Below are 12,709 nucleotides of genomic sequence, written 5' to 3' on the forward strand. Positions count from 1 at the left end.
TTAAGAACAATCGGTTATGCCAGAACTTTTTCGGGCATGTTTTTTTTAAGCTCGGTTTTGCTTTTAGATGGTATAACTTTCTTTTTTGAGTTTGAGGACCACCCCAAGTTTTTTTGATAACTGTAGAAGACTCCATTTTTCACAGGGTCCATAACAATGATATAGATCCACTCGTTATCGATCAATGATTTTAGGTTGTTGTTTTGGTTAATAATCGCTCTTACCGTATCCAAAGGTGCCTGTATTACAACGGATAGTCGAAGGGGAGCGTGGAATGGGGTTTCCTTGGAAGTGTATAGCGATTCCCACGGAAGACCTATTTTAAGATCGCCTCCATTCCCCTGGACTACTCCAAATTTACCTGTAATGTTTTGCGTTACCTTGGTTCCGCCACCAAATGTGTTGTTGTCCACTGTAGAAAAGTAGTAGTGGTTATTGATCCATTGGGTAACTACCATAGGACCTTGCATTATGGTTTCCAGTATTTTACCTTCTTTGTCCGTTTTCCAATCATAGGAATGCAAAAAAGAACGCCCATCCAAGGACAAGTTTTGCGTAGTGGTCCTTGGTGCTATTATAAAGCTTGCATTTTTTGCCAATCCCCATTCTGGTCTGGTTTCGCCCCAGTTGCTCGCATTGATCTGGGCGCGATAAATACTTCCGGTGTTAATGCCCAGCCTTTCCTGGGTTGCTGTTTCTTGAATCTTGCGCAAGTCTTTCCGTAGTATACTTATCTGTTGTTTATGAGAATTCGGTATTGTGGAATCAAAAAGTACGATTTGATCCGTAGTGGTATTGTGCTCGCCCCCTACAAAGTAGGTTCTTTCAGGTATTTTAATCAGAAACTTGTCCTTCAGGATTTGCCGAACTTCGGGTTCATTGGCCAGCTTGGCAAGCAAACGGGCATTATGCCTTCCCGGAGTAGCGGCACATGCACCACAATCCAGACTGGAACCATATGGGTTATTTGCTGAATGACTCCCATGTCCTATAAAAAGGATAAGCGGCGCAAATTGTTTCCATCCCATTAGTTCAAAGGCCGATTTAACCAGCATTGCTTTTTCCTCCGCTGAGATATTCAACTCTGATGAAGAGTTACAACCTTTGTTTTCCAAATGTGGCTCACAAGCGGATTCGTAGGATGCCTCGTTGGTTTTGGACATGTTGTACATGGCTCCGGGCACCATTGTTTTTAAAAACATCTGCAGTCCATAGAAAAACCCGGAACCTTCGACAAAGCCAAAGCTCGAGGGCAACATGTTTTTCATTCTTTTTAGAAAATAGTTCCAAAACCTTTGCTTTTCAATTTGTAGATCCAGGGTTCTTTTCTGCTCATTCTTATTTTTTTGTGCCGATTCGGACACAGCATAGCTGGAATCTAAAATCGGTGGGCACGATTTATGGGATAGACCGTCTTTCGGATTCTCATAATCCATGGCAATGCCAAAGAACCCTGCGTATCCATAGGTTTCGTAGTTTCCTGTGGACTCTACATGTCTTCGGATCATTTCCGAGCGAGTATCGATACAGAAAACAAATTGGGCGTCAGGGATACTTTCTCGGTTTGCTTCTTTTGCTGTCCAAGTGGAGGCTTTTTCTAGCTTCTGCATTAATCGTTTTTGCCAACTTTTTTCCCATGCTTTCAGCCAAATATATTTAAGTTGTTGTACCTCGGAATTGTCTTTGTCCTTTGTTGTTTTTGGGAGGATATCTACCTGTAGTAATTTTGCCGTCCATAGTCGCACGGCCAAGTAATCTTGAAGATGTATAGGGAAGGCATCTTGCCAGGCATGCGGCTGGAGGTTTCTGTGTTTAATGTAACCTGCCCAACCTGGTAATGCCGCTAAATGATGTGTAAAGATAGATTGTATTTCTTCATCTGTGCATCCCTCGGTAAGTTGTGTTAGTGCCTGCTCGCTTAAAGATGGAATGCTGGCTAAAGATGGTTTGCCCGATTCGGCATCAAAAGGAGCCAACTGTCTCCATGCCATATAAAATCCACGATCCTTACCTGGCATTTCCCATTCGGCCAAGCCTTCATCCAAAAAAGTGGATAGCCACTTAACCATAATTCTATCCAGCTGGTGGTTCTGATTTTTGATTTCCAATATTGATTCGCAACCCATTATTTCCAGGCAATCTGTCGGTGTAGTATTGAAACCATGTTCTTTTAAAAGTGGAACCAATTCGTTTTTTTTAATTTCTCCATTATCCCATGCTTTGCGAAACATTGTTGCACTCGGATACACTTTGGCATCTAAAAGTGATTTTATTTTGTCCACCGCCTCGGAAAAGTGTAGATCTTGTAGGTCGTTCAAAGGATTGGATGTTACGAAAGAATAGAGGGGCCAGGTATTACCAATAACCTTGGAAGCTTCCTCTATTTGATATATAAGGTTTGTGGATTTCATTGGATTTTGGATTTGTACATTAAAATGGTTCGGTTTTTCGGTTGTGAAAGGTTGAGCAATTTGACATATAACCACGGAATCTTGCGATAGAACCCCAACTTCATTAAGAAAAACCCAATGAGGAAAACTATGCCAAAAACAACTTGTGCAGGGGATAGGGGAGTGGGGGCGGCCACCAGTGGCAAGTCCGACATTAGAGTGGTAACACCATTATAAAATAGGGAGTACGCCCCAATGCCCAAGATAAAAAGTAGGGGAGGCAATAAAATTTTCTGAATTCCGGATAGTGGACTCTGTTTCACGATATTGTAGGTCACCTGGCCTACCGTTAAGGAAACTATCAGTATGAGGAAAATACTACTATCCAGTTGCACATTTTTCCCCGTAAACAGAACAAAGGTATATGCTCCAAGTACACTGGACAGCAGAACAACAGGAGCTTGGAACCATTTTATTCTGATTTTCGGACGGGTACTTGGTCTTGTTTTCTCAATCTCCTCTCCCGAAGCAAGAAAAAGGTATGCCTTATAAAACCCGTGCAGAATAAGGTGGGCTATTGCCGCATTAAAAAACCCGAGCCCACATTGCATGATCATAAAACCCATTTGGGCAATGGTAGAACATGCCAAACGTTGTTTAACATTAACCTGGATCAGCTTTGTAAATTGGGCTAGGATTGCCGTGAGGCCGCCTATGACCAGTAGGATCTCCAGTGTATTGGAAACATATAATAATGGTGCGAACAAGGTTAACAATATTCCGGAGCCGTTTACAAATCCTGCGTGCATCAATGCAGATGCAGGCGTAGGGGCCGTCATAGCGGATAATAACCATTTATGGAATGGAAATATTGCGGATTGGATCAGTGCAGCAGTTATTATGCACAATGCGGAGATGATTTTTATAAAACCTGGTGTGGCACTAACTTGGGCAACCCATTCAGTTATCGTGATGGTATTGTTGTACGATGCAGGTAGAAGAAGGCCTATACTTAAAAAACCGGTCCCGATAACAAAATTACGTCGACTAAACCTTTTAGCTTCCCTTGCATCACCCCATTGGGATTGCATTCCGATTAACCTGGACATTATTGTTCCCATAAGTAGCCAAAACACAATAAATAGAATGAGATGGTCGGAGATTACGAAGAGCATCACCGTTATGGTAAAAGCAAGACCTAACCCCATGAATGTGTTTTTTTGGTCTTCATCCTTAAAGTAGGATAGCGCATACTTGCCAATAATGGCACTAAAAAATGTGAACGTAGTCCACAGTAAGGCTGTAAACCCGTTTATTCTAAAAATGCCGTACCATTTCCACTCTGGAATATCCGGATATAAAATTAAAATAGGGATGAGGTTGGCCAAAAAGGCCAACCAAAATAATATATGTATAGCTCCAGAAAAGTGCTTTTTTATGGAAGATGTTTTAGATGTACTGGTCAATGTGGTCATAGTTTCTGTGGCTCTTGATATATTATCCGTTATCTTGTTTTTTACCGGTAATGTTGCGGCGCACCCCACTTTGCAGATTGGCCAACAACACTACGGCAAGAATAAAGCTGCATAGGAGTATTTTATCTAGGAATAGAGATCCTTCCAAATAAGAAAGCGCTATAAACCCTAATAGTAGAAGGAGGCCCAATAGTGTTGTTGTGTTTTTTTTTGATAGTTCCATTGAAAATGAATTTTTATTGAACTTTTTGAATGTTGAAAAGAATGAGTCAATCTTCGAGCGATATTTGTAATATGCCATTTATGCTCAGGTTTTTACCTTGGCTCCTGGCTTCGGCTACAATTTTTTTAGCTATTTTCTTTTCTTCTACCAGCTCGTCTATCCGACTGTCCAACAAATTGGTTTTGCGATGATGGTCACCTTCCCAAATTTTTAATCTTTGGATTTTGTGAAAATTGATTTTTTCATTGATCAAAGAAGTAATCACGTCCGATGCTTCGGTCGGGGTGAATTTTCCATCCACCAGTTGGATGTTTTTTGTTTCGGTCAAGATCTTAGCGACTTGCTTTGTTTCCATGTGTATGTTGTTTTACTGTGATTTTGATTGCAAAGATTATCCATATTAATCATTAATTTTTATTTATCTTTATAATAACAAGCATTAAAAATATTTATGAACTATACATTGCATCAACTTCAGATATTTCTTAAAATAACTGAATTACAGAGTATTACAAAGGCTTCTGAAGAGTTGCACTTAACCCAGCCAGCAGTGTCAATTCAGCTAAAAAATTTTCAGGATCAGTTTCCAATTCCATTGACCGAAGTGGTCGGACGACGACTTTTTATCACGGATTTTGGAAAGGAAATTGCCGTTGCTGCAGAAAAGATCGTTAATCAGGTCCAGGAGATTAATTACCGTACCATGGCCTATCAAGGTAAGTTATCGGGGCGGTTAAAAATATCCGTCGTATCCACTGGAAAGTACGTAATGCCATATTTTATGTCAGAGTTTATGAGCGAACATAACGGTATCGATCTAATTATGGATGTAACCAACAAGACCAAAGTAATCCGAAGTTTGGAACTGAACGAAGTGGATTTTGCGTTGGTGTCCGTTTTGCCCGAAAAACTGAATGTTGAGCGCGTTGAATTAATGCCGAACAAGTTATTTTATGTGAGCCATTATAAAAGGGAATTGCCCAAAAACCCTAGTAAAACAAAATTGTTCGAGAAAATCCCATTAATTTATCGAGAACCAGGTTCGGCTACCCGAAATGCCATGGAAAGCTTTGTGGCGAAAAACAGCTTTCGAGTAAACAAGAAATTAGAATTAACCTCTAACGAAGCTGTTAAACAGGCAGTTATATCTGGTTTGGGTTGTTCCATTATGCCATTGATCGGTATAAAAAATGAGTTGTTGAACAAAGATTTAAAAATTGTTCATTTAAAAGGGCTTCCGATTTCGACCACGTGGAATTTGATATGGTTAAAGTCCAAAAACCTTTCTCCGGCAGCCGTTGCCTTTTTGGATTATTTAGAAGTAAAAAAGAAAGAAATAATTAAGGAAAAGTTTAATTGGATCGATAATTTTTGAATGGTTCAAAACAAAAAAAGCCGCCTAAACGGCAGCTTTTATCAGTGGAGCCGGAGGGATTCGAACCCTCGTCCAAACAAGCAATAACCATGCTTTCTACATGCTTAGTATCTGCTTAATTTTCGATGCATACCTGACCAGATACGGCCTAATACACACTTAGCTTCTTAAGATTTTAGAGGCACCGCCAAAGCGAGCGGACACCCTTGTGTTGACTTTTTTGGTGCTCCTAAACGAATCGCCGTCAACAAGGGCTATTCAGGAACATCTCGCTTCCCTACCTTGTAGGGACGAGGCACATCTTACTATAATTCAGATTATGCGGCAAGAGCGTAATTATTTTCGCCAATTAAAAGTGTGAAACATGAGATTTACGAGCTGTATCCCAGCGCTCGGCATGCTTACATCGCCATTGGTCTTGCTGTCAAAACCGGTCGGCCCCATAATGAGTTAGGTAAGCTTTGCTTACCGTAAACGAATTATGCCCTGAGCGCAGTCGAAGGGCCTAAACGTAAACTCACTTTTTTATCAAAGAACTATATCCTCACTTGGTATTTCGACCGCCATCTGTGAAGGTTCTGTCGAAAAATGGGCGTTACCCAAACATTGCTTCGCAATATTTTGGTCGGGCTATCGGCTTTATCTTTTTCTGCCACTTGGCTACGCTCAAAATTACAGAAAAAGGATGCCGCCTCTATCCCTAACGCGGTCGGCAAAGGTAAATCATATCCATCAAACAATAAAAAGTTTGCTTACCCTGCCATTTACCCTTATTTTGGTCAACAATTATACCAAATTTTATATGAAGTTCGGAATCATCAGGGAGCGCAAAAATCCGCCCGATCTTAGGGTGGTCCTATCGCCAGAGGAATGTCAAAATGTCCTTTCCAAATTTCCAAAAGCCAAAATTTTAGTGGAATCGTCCCCAATTCGGGTGTTTTCCGATCAAGAATATATCGATAAAGGACTCCAAGTGGTTCAAAACCTAGAAGAATGCGAGGTCCTGCTCGGCGTAAAAGAGGTGCCTATTAACGCTTTGATACCCAACAAAAAGTATTTCTTCTTTTCCCATACCATAAAAAAGCAGCCTTACAATAGAGATTTGCTACGAGCCATATTGGATAAGAACATAGAACTCTGCGATCACGAGGTGATCACCAATACAAAGGGAGCAAGATTGGTAGCTTTTGGCAGATACGCCGGGATTGTGGGTGCCTACAATGGGTTTAGGGCTTTTGGGCTTAAACACGATCTTTACCAATTGCCCAAGGCCGAGACACTTGTGGACCAACAGGCTTTGATCAACGAACTCAAAAAAATACAACTTCCCCAAATTAAAATATTGCTCACAGGCAAGGGAAGAGTCGGCAATGGTGCCAAGGAAATGCTCCATGCCATGGGATTGCATCAGGTTGGGGTGACCGAGTATTTAAAAGATGATTTTGAATACCCGGTCTATTGTCAGATAGATGCTTCGGAATACAATAAACGTAAAGATGGGGTACGGGGGAACAAAGCTGACTTTTTTGAGAACCCAGAGGCCTATGAGTCCAACTTTTTCCGTTTTGCCAAGGTGACCGATTTTTATATTGCCGGACATTTTTATGGAGATGGAGCGCCTTATCTGTACACTCGGGAAGATGCCAAACACCCCGATTTCAAAATAAAGGTAGTAGCCGATATCAGTTGCGATATAGATGGTCCTGTGGCCTCCACCATCCGTCCATCCACCATAGCGGACCCTGTATATGGCTATGATCCTATTGGTGAGAAGGAAACCGATTTTAAAAATAAGGATGCCATAGCAGTTATGGCGGTTGACAATTTACCATGCGAACTGCCCCGGGATGCCAGCGTAGGATTCGGGGAGGCATTTTCAAATTACGTTATCCCGGCCTTTTTTAACAAAGATGCACAAGGCATACTCGATAGGGCGCGTATGACCCAAAATGGCAAGTTGACCGAAAGGTTTGCCTACCTACAAGATTACGTGGACGGTAAAGAATAACCATTGCCCGAAAATATGATCTGTTTTGAGTGATAATGTATTGTTTTTTAGTATCTTGTATGTCCTTATTCTTGAAGATAATGAAATTTAGTTGGGTGTTTTCTGGAGATGACAATCCAGTAATGAAAAGAACCTGTATCGAACTGGAGTACAGTCTAAGACCTAAAATCATGAGGTTTCTGTTGTCCAGATTGGATGTGGATACCGATTTTGCCCAATTTTGTTTCGATGTGGATGTGGACAAAAACTGGGTTTCCATATCAGACAAGACTCCAAAAGAATATTTTTTGATCATATCGCCCGGTTTTAACCAGGAAATAAATGGGTCGTCATTTTCTTCAGTAGCCTAGTAATTGCTTCATTTGGAGCAAATCGCCCAATTCGTTGTGCTGTTCAGCGCTATAAATCACAATTAATAAATTTTTAAGGGTTAAAAAAGGGGGTAAACGTAAATTCCTTATTAGGTTTGTAGGCTTAAAAAAACGGTATTTTGCACATAGACCTTATTATAGCGGCGCTCTGGAGCCTTTCGCCATTCGGTGAGGCCAAGGTGGGCATTCCTTATGGAATGTACCAGGGGGTCAACGAATACCTTGTGTTCGTAGTGTGCTTTGGGGCCAATGTTTTGGTTTTCCCGTTAATGATGTTTTTCTTGGAGTACATCAACCGTCATTTGATCAAATGGCGTTTTTATAAAAAATCGGCTGTATATGTGGGGCAAAGAGCCAAAAAAGGATCGGGGAATAAGATTCAACGATTTGGCTTTTTGGGCATCGTTCTTTTTGTAATGATTCCTCTGCCCGGAACCGGAGTTTATGCGGGCAGTATTGCCGCTTACTTGTTCAAAATGAAAAAAAGAGAAGCATTTGCAGCTAATACGATTGGTATTTTCTTTTCATCGGTAATTATTTGGGTAGCTACCTTAATGTCTTTAAAAGGTGTATAAAAAGAAGCTCCGGTATTTTTAGATTTTTGCCCCCGGATTATTTTTCTATTTATTTACTTTGCGATCAAACTCTAACTTTATTTATAACCTAATAAAACTATTATGGCTTCCGGTTTTTTTGCAGTTTTAGACGATATTTCCGCACTTATGGACGATGTAGCTTCTATGAGCAAGATCGCCACTAAGAAAACTGCGGGTATTTTGGGCGACGATTTGGCCGTCAACGCAGAAAAAGCCACAGGATTTTTATCCAGCAGGGAAATTCCCGTTTTATGGGCCATCACCAAAGGGTCCTTTGTTAATAAACTGATTATTTTGCCCATAGCCTTTTTATTAAGTGCTTATCTACCCACGGCAATAACAGTTATTCTTGTTTTGGGAGGTGTTTATTTGGCGTACGAAGGGGCAGAAAAAGTGTACGAATACATCTTTCATAGAAAGGATAATGCCGATGGGGATGATCCGATCGAAATTCCGGAAGAAGATTTGCCCGAATTGGAGAAGAAGAAAATCAAGCAGGCCATAGTAACGGATTTTATTCTTTCCATAGAGATAGTGATCATAGCATTGAGTACTGTGGTGAACGAAACCTTAACAATTCAAATTGCCACGGTATCGGTAGTTGCATTATTGGCCACCGTAGGAGTTTATGGCATTGTGGCACTGATTGTTCGTATGGACGATTACGGTTACCGACTTATCAATTTAAACGAAGAAACCGATAGTTTTTCTGATAAAGTCGGAATGGTTTTGGTCAATGCACTGCCTAAAATAATCAAAGCGCTTTCTGTGGTGGGAACACTGGCCTTATTATTGGTTTCAGGTGGTATTTTTAGCCATAATGTAGAATTCTTTCATCACTTGTTCCCGGGATTGCCTTCTTTGGTAAAAGATTTTATACTAGGGTTGGGTATCGGTTTTGTGGCGGTACTGTTGTTGCAGTTGATCAACAAATTGTTCAAACGTAAGTCGTAAACAAGTCGTTTATATGAACCCGGCCGAAGATTATATCATTAATCAAAAAGAACCTTTCAGAAGCATTTTATTGCACTTAAAAGCTGTAATCGAGTCTGTTGTTCCTGATGTAGATATGAGATACAAATGGAGCATTCCTTGTTTTTATTCTGGTAAAAGGCCCATTTGCTATTTAAATGTGTCCCAAAAAAAGAAGTACGTGGACATTGCGTTCTGGAATTCGGCCCATCTCACATTGCATTTGGATAAAATGGTCGTCGAAAACCGAAAGGTGGTTAAGTCCCTTCGCTATTTTACTTTGGAAGAAATTAATCAAGAGGTATTGGTAGAAGTTTTACAGGAATGTTATTCCCTCAAAAGCAAAGGGTTTTACAAAAAATAGATTTAGGAAGGTGCAAGATCTTCTCTAGAAGTGTTCAGTTTAAATAAAGCGATCCAGAGAGCCACTAGCCCCAAAATCAACCAAAGCAAATCCACCAAGAAGATATGTTGATATCCGTTTTGATAGGCCGCCCACATCCAATTGCCCGTTGTAATTCCATTTGCAATCGGTACCAATAAGCCTAAAACCCCACCAGATATCAAAGTCCATTTGTTGGTGAAGGCAATATCCTTTTTAAGGATGAAGAACACTGTTGCCACCAACCAAATTGTAAAATACGTTTGGTATAGAAAACCCATGTCCACTGTGGGCGCAAACTTTACAATAATAAACTCCAAAGCGGTAACGGGCAACATGGTAAGGCAAATGGCCATAAACCAATTGGCTACTTGTTGGTTGAACTTTCTACGTTTTTCGGGAATGTTCTTTTTGTCGCGGGCCACCAACCAGATCATAATCCCGGAGAGGATCACAAAGCAAGATACCAACCCCAAAATAAAGGAAACCACTCGTAGCCCGTAGCCTGCGTAATCACCAAAGTGGAGACGGAACATCATATTTTTTACACCATCCAAGTATGAGGTTGGGGCAATCGGTACTTTTTCCTGCGCAATGGAACCATCGGCAATTTTGTAAATACGATATCCCAAACCATTCAGTTTGGTATCGTAACCCAGGTATCCGCTAATGGCAGCGTGCATGTTTTGGTCACCGTAGTTAAAAATGTGTGTTTCTGTAACTCGAAAATCGCCCCATTCTTCTTTCATTTCTCGAACATATTGGTCCAAGTTAATGGCATTTTTCAATTTTTGGTTTTGGAATTCGTAAACGGGATGGTTGTACTCAAGATCTTCAAACAATTGGTTTTGATCACCATTATACAACCCCATTACAATGGGGAGCATTAAAATACCTTTTAATAAAAAGAACGCTCCGGTTACGGCATATACAAATTGAAATGGAAATCCAATCACACCAAGGGCAGTGTGGGCATCCGTCCACATGGTTTTGAGTTTGGCCCATGGCCTGAAGGTGTAAAAGTTGGAAACTATCTTGTTCCAATGTACCAAGATACCGGTAATGATGGCAAAAAGAAAAAAGAAGGCCACAAGCCCCGCCAATGTTCTGCCATAAGGGTAGGGAATTTGATCTAAAAAGTGTAGGCGGTACAAAAATTCTCCCAAATGGTAATTGCTTGCATAATCCGCCGTTTTGGTTTTGGTTTCAGGATCTAAATAGAAAAATACCGGTGCTTTGGCATCTTCCGAAGCCAAGGAATCCTTGGAAGCTCCCAAGTTGACGGAAATACTTCTTTCGTTGTAATAATGCCTCAGTTCCACATCACGACCGAATAAATTGTACTCTTTGGATAAATCGTTGAGATGGCCATCCACACTGCCGGGCAATGCATCTTCCTGACTAACGGAATGTCCGTGCTGCCAATTGGCGATCTCATCCCTGAAAAAGGAGAATGAACCCGTGAAAAAAATAACATAGAGCGCTACACTGATCACTATACCGCTTACGGTATGTGTGTGGAACAAAATATTGTAAATGCGGTTTCCCATGGTTTAAACAAGTGGGTTGGTTTGGTTTCCAAAATAAAATATGACAAAGAGCACAAGGCTGATCAACAGGTAAATACCCCATATCTTCCAGCCATTTTTGCCCAAAAAGGCAATAACCATCAAAATGGCCCAAAGGATAAAAGCGGTAAAAGTGCTGGTAATAATAACTGCCACATGGTTGAACCAACTGGCCAGGGCCAAGTGGAACAATACGGCCACAACTAGACCGCCCAAAATGGCAGCGGATATTTTGGCTAATCGTTGCCATGGCGAAGGGGTCAAATATTTTTTGTTGGCAGGCATAGGTTAAAACAATAAGGTTTCAAAAAGGAAGGAGCATAAAAAAAAGATGCCTAAAAAACGGTGGTTCAACAAGCGTAACGGCGCCAAGAGAATCACTAAACTGGCAACTGTCATCAATATGATGAAAAAAGTAAACGTACCCGAACCTAGTCCCCAATAAAAGCAGCTAAGCCCCAATGAGAAAACCATTAGGGCCAAACCGGCTATTTGTGCTATTTTTCTATTTTCGCCAGTCCACTTCATAATGCCTAACTCGCCTACGGAGGCCATCTTTTTGGAAGTGCCGTAAAACAGGTAAAACGCTATAAAAGTAAGAAGGGAAATTCCTGTGGCCATACTTAGGGTTTTATGCAATAAGTGGCACAATGCCAAATAAATTCATAATCGTCTCCATTGTAGGTACCAGGAATTTCTTCCTTGGTCGTGGTCTCCACAATGTACTTGGTGTTCCAGGGCAATGCAAAGGAAACCTCTCCATTATCGTCCGTGAACAAGGTTTTGGACCATAGGTCGGAAACATAGACTTTAAGTTCGTTTTTGGCAATGGGCTCACCTTTGTACAATACTTGAAGCTTGATTACCTCTCCATCGTTCTCCAACTGCTTTATCACAATTCCATCGGGATTGGCGGTTTTGGTATCGCCATCGGTTCCTACCAAAATCTTTGCTGTTGAATGATAGTGGGTCTTAAAAATCCCAAAATCGTATTGGGTATAATCGATCACATCAATCTCATTATTGTTCAAAGCGATGGTGTACACACCTTTCTGAGATGGTGTAAAGCTCGCTAAATAATGGTCCTCATTTGCTACTGTGCTCAATGGGGTCTTTGTGCCATCGGGAGCTATTGCCCAAAGGGTAAACTTGGAAACCAGTGGAAAGGCTTCGCCCTCTACTTCTTCAAACACACCATAGGTGTATTCTCCATAATGTACACGGATTTCCTGTGTCTGGCCCAAGGCCCCTTTGCCGTTTGTTTCGATCCATAGGTAGTGAGCTGAGGCCGATAGTACGGGCAGGGTAATGAGCAATAATGTTGCGATGAGTTTTTTCATTTGGTTCTC

14 protein-coding genes and 1 other RNA gene are annotated in these 12,709 nt (G+C 41.1%); 6 read left to right on the forward strand and 9 right to left on the reverse strand.

What is annotated here, in order from left to right; translation table 11 throughout:
* Nucleotides 1-14 precede the first annotated feature (14 nt).
* Genes ACXAFK_RS05235 through ACXAFK_RS05250 form a run of 4 tightly spaced genes read right to left on the reverse strand, consistent with a single transcriptional unit; the run spans nt 15 to nt 4,443 of the window.
* A complete protein-coding gene (locus ACXAFK_RS05235; RefSeq protein ID WP_474957031.1) occupies nt 15-2,411 on the reverse strand; it encodes a DUF2309 domain-containing protein in 2,397 nt (798 codons plus the stop codon).
* The gene (locus ACXAFK_RS05240) at nt 2,408-3,865 is read right to left on the reverse strand and encodes a proton-conducting transporter transmembrane domain-containing protein (RefSeq protein ID WP_474957032.1); all 1,458 of its coding nucleotides are present in this window, start codon (nt 3,863-3,865) and stop codon (nt 2,408-2,410) included. The genes ACXAFK_RS05235 and ACXAFK_RS05240 overlap by 4 nt, the downstream gene beginning before the upstream one ends.
* A gap of 22 nt (nt 3,866-3,887) precedes the next feature.
* Nucleotides 3,888-4,088: a hypothetical protein gene (locus ACXAFK_RS05245; protein ID WP_293293997.1), complete on the reverse strand. Its 201-nt coding sequence runs from the start codon at nt 4,086-4,088 to the stop codon at nt 3,888-3,890.
* 46 nt (nt 4,089-4,134) lie between these two features.
* On the reverse strand, nt 4,135-4,443 hold the full coding sequence (locus tag ACXAFK_RS05250) for a hypothetical protein (RefSeq protein WP_224837496.1): 309 nt from the start codon (nt 4,441-4,443) through the stop codon (nt 4,135-4,137).
* Between the two features lie 96 nt (nt 4,444-4,539).
* Here ACXAFK_RS05250 and ACXAFK_RS05255 point away from each other — a divergent pair, with 96 nt between their 5' ends.
* Entirely contained in the window at nt 4,540-5,463 is a 924-nt protein-coding gene (locus ACXAFK_RS05255; protein WP_474957033.1) for a LysR family transcriptional regulator, read from the forward strand.
* Between the two features lie 42 nt (nt 5,464-5,505).
* Here ACXAFK_RS05255 and ssrA read toward each other — a convergent pair.
* Nucleotides 5,506-5,905: a transfer-messenger RNA gene (ssrA, locus tag ACXAFK_RS05260) on the reverse strand.
* Nucleotides 5,906-6,265: 360 nt separating this feature from the next.
* On the opposite strand from ssrA, the gene ACXAFK_RS05265 reads away from it, so the two are divergent.
* The 5 genes from ACXAFK_RS05265 to ACXAFK_RS05285 all read left to right on the forward strand — a co-directional run bounded on the left by ACXAFK_RS05265 (nt 6,266) and on the right by ACXAFK_RS05285 (nt 9,774).
* Nucleotides 6,266-7,471, forward strand: a complete 1,206-nt coding sequence (locus ACXAFK_RS05265) for an NAD(P)-dependent oxidoreductase (RefSeq protein WP_474957034.1) — start codon at nt 6,266-6,268, stop codon at nt 7,469-7,471.
* Between the two features lie 80 nt (nt 7,472-7,551).
* Entirely contained in the window at nt 7,552-7,821 is a 270-nt protein-coding gene (locus ACXAFK_RS05270) for a hypothetical protein (RefSeq protein WP_224837512.1), read from the forward strand.
* A 140-nt stretch (nt 7,822-7,961) separates the two neighbouring features.
* Nucleotides 7,962-8,417 carry a COG2426 family protein gene (locus ACXAFK_RS05275; RefSeq protein WP_224837513.1) on the forward strand — a complete coding sequence of 152 codons (456 nt, stop codon included), beginning with the start codon at nt 7,962-7,964 and terminating at the stop codon, nt 8,415-8,417.
* 102 nt (nt 8,418-8,519) lie between these two features.
* Nucleotides 8,520-9,392: a DUF808 domain-containing protein gene (locus ACXAFK_RS05280; RefSeq protein WP_252080403.1), complete on the forward strand. Its 873-nt coding sequence runs from the start codon at nt 8,520-8,522 to the stop codon at nt 9,390-9,392.
* 13 nt (nt 9,393-9,405) lie between these two features.
* Complete coding sequence (locus ACXAFK_RS05285; RefSeq protein WP_474957035.1) at nt 9,406-9,774, forward strand: DUF1801 domain-containing protein; 369 nt, start codon at nt 9,406-9,408, stop codon at nt 9,772-9,774.
* A 2-nt stretch (nt 9,775-9,776) separates the two neighbouring features.
* Here ACXAFK_RS05285 and ACXAFK_RS05290 read toward each other — a convergent pair whose 3' ends face one another.
* The 4 genes from ACXAFK_RS05290 to ACXAFK_RS05305 are packed head-to-tail and all read right to left on the reverse strand — an operon-like array spanning nt 9,777 to nt 12,700.
* Nucleotides 9,777-11,342: a PepSY-associated TM helix domain-containing protein gene (locus ACXAFK_RS05290; RefSeq protein ID WP_474957036.1), complete on the reverse strand. Its 1,566-nt coding sequence runs from the start codon at nt 11,340-11,342 to the stop codon at nt 9,777-9,779.
* Nucleotides 11,343-11,345: 3 nt separating this feature from the next.
* Nucleotides 11,346-11,645 carry a hypothetical protein gene (locus tag ACXAFK_RS05295; protein ID WP_293294008.1) on the reverse strand — a complete coding sequence of 100 codons (300 nt, stop codon included), beginning with the start codon at nt 11,643-11,645 and terminating at the stop codon, nt 11,346-11,348.
* Between the two features lie 3 nt (nt 11,646-11,648).
* The gene (locus tag ACXAFK_RS05300; protein WP_474957037.1) at nt 11,649-11,981 is read right to left on the reverse strand and encodes a hypothetical protein; all 333 of its coding nucleotides are present in this window, start codon (nt 11,979-11,981) and stop codon (nt 11,649-11,651) included.
* Between the two features lie 2 nt (nt 11,982-11,983).
* Nucleotides 11,984-12,700: a DUF4198 domain-containing protein gene (locus ACXAFK_RS05305; RefSeq protein WP_474957038.1), complete on the reverse strand. Its 717-nt coding sequence runs from the start codon at nt 12,698-12,700 to the stop codon at nt 11,984-11,986.
* Nucleotides 12,701-12,709 lie beyond the last annotated feature (9 nt).

The sequence above is a fragment of the Flagellimonas sp. ABD4_174 genome (genome assembly GCF_056160185.1).

Bases quoted from the DNA above. Each gene is read 5' to 3' on its own strand.
- ACXAFK_RS05235 (WP_474957031.1), bottom strand. From the start codon at position 2,411: ATGAAATCCACAAACCTTATATATCAAATAGAGGAAGCTTCCAAGGTT.
- ACXAFK_RS05240 (WP_474957032.1), bottom strand. From the start codon at position 3,865: ATGACCACATTGACCAGTACATCTAAAACATCTTCCATAAAAAAGCAC.
- ACXAFK_RS05245 (WP_293293997.1), bottom strand. From the start codon at position 4,088: ATGGAACTATCAAAAAAAAACACAACAACACTATTGGGCCTCCTTCTA.
- ACXAFK_RS05250 (WP_224837496.1), bottom strand. From the start codon at position 4,443: ATGGAAACAAAGCAAGTCGCTAAGATCTTGACCGAAACAAAAAACATC.
- ACXAFK_RS05255 (WP_474957033.1), top strand. From the start codon at position 4,540: ATGAACTATACATTGCATCAACTTCAGATATTTCTTAAAATAACTGAA.
- ACXAFK_RS05265 (WP_474957034.1), top strand. From the start codon at position 6,266: ATGAAGTTCGGAATCATCAGGGAGCGCAAAAATCCGCCCGATCTTAGG.
- ACXAFK_RS05270 (WP_224837512.1), top strand. From the start codon at position 7,552: ATGAAATTTAGTTGGGTGTTTTCTGGAGATGACAATCCAGTAATGAAA.
- ACXAFK_RS05280 (WP_252080403.1), top strand. From the start codon at position 8,520: ATGGCTTCCGGTTTTTTTGCAGTTTTAGACGATATTTCCGCACTTATG.
- ACXAFK_RS05285 (WP_474957035.1), top strand. From the start codon at position 9,406: ATGAACCCGGCCGAAGATTATATCATTAATCAAAAAGAACCTTTCAGA.
- ACXAFK_RS05290 (WP_474957036.1), bottom strand. From the start codon at position 11,342: ATGGGAAACCGCATTTACAATATTTTGTTCCACACACATACCGTAAGC.
- ACXAFK_RS05295 (WP_293294008.1), bottom strand. From the start codon at position 11,645: ATGCCTGCCAACAAAAAATATTTGACCCCTTCGCCATGGCAACGATTA.
- ACXAFK_RS05300 (WP_474957037.1), bottom strand. From the start codon at position 11,981: ATGGCCACAGGAATTTCCCTTCTTACTTTTATAGCGTTTTACCTGTTT.
- ACXAFK_RS05305 (WP_474957038.1), bottom strand. From the start codon at position 12,700: ATGAAAAAACTCATCGCAACATTATTGCTCATTACCCTGCCCGTACTA.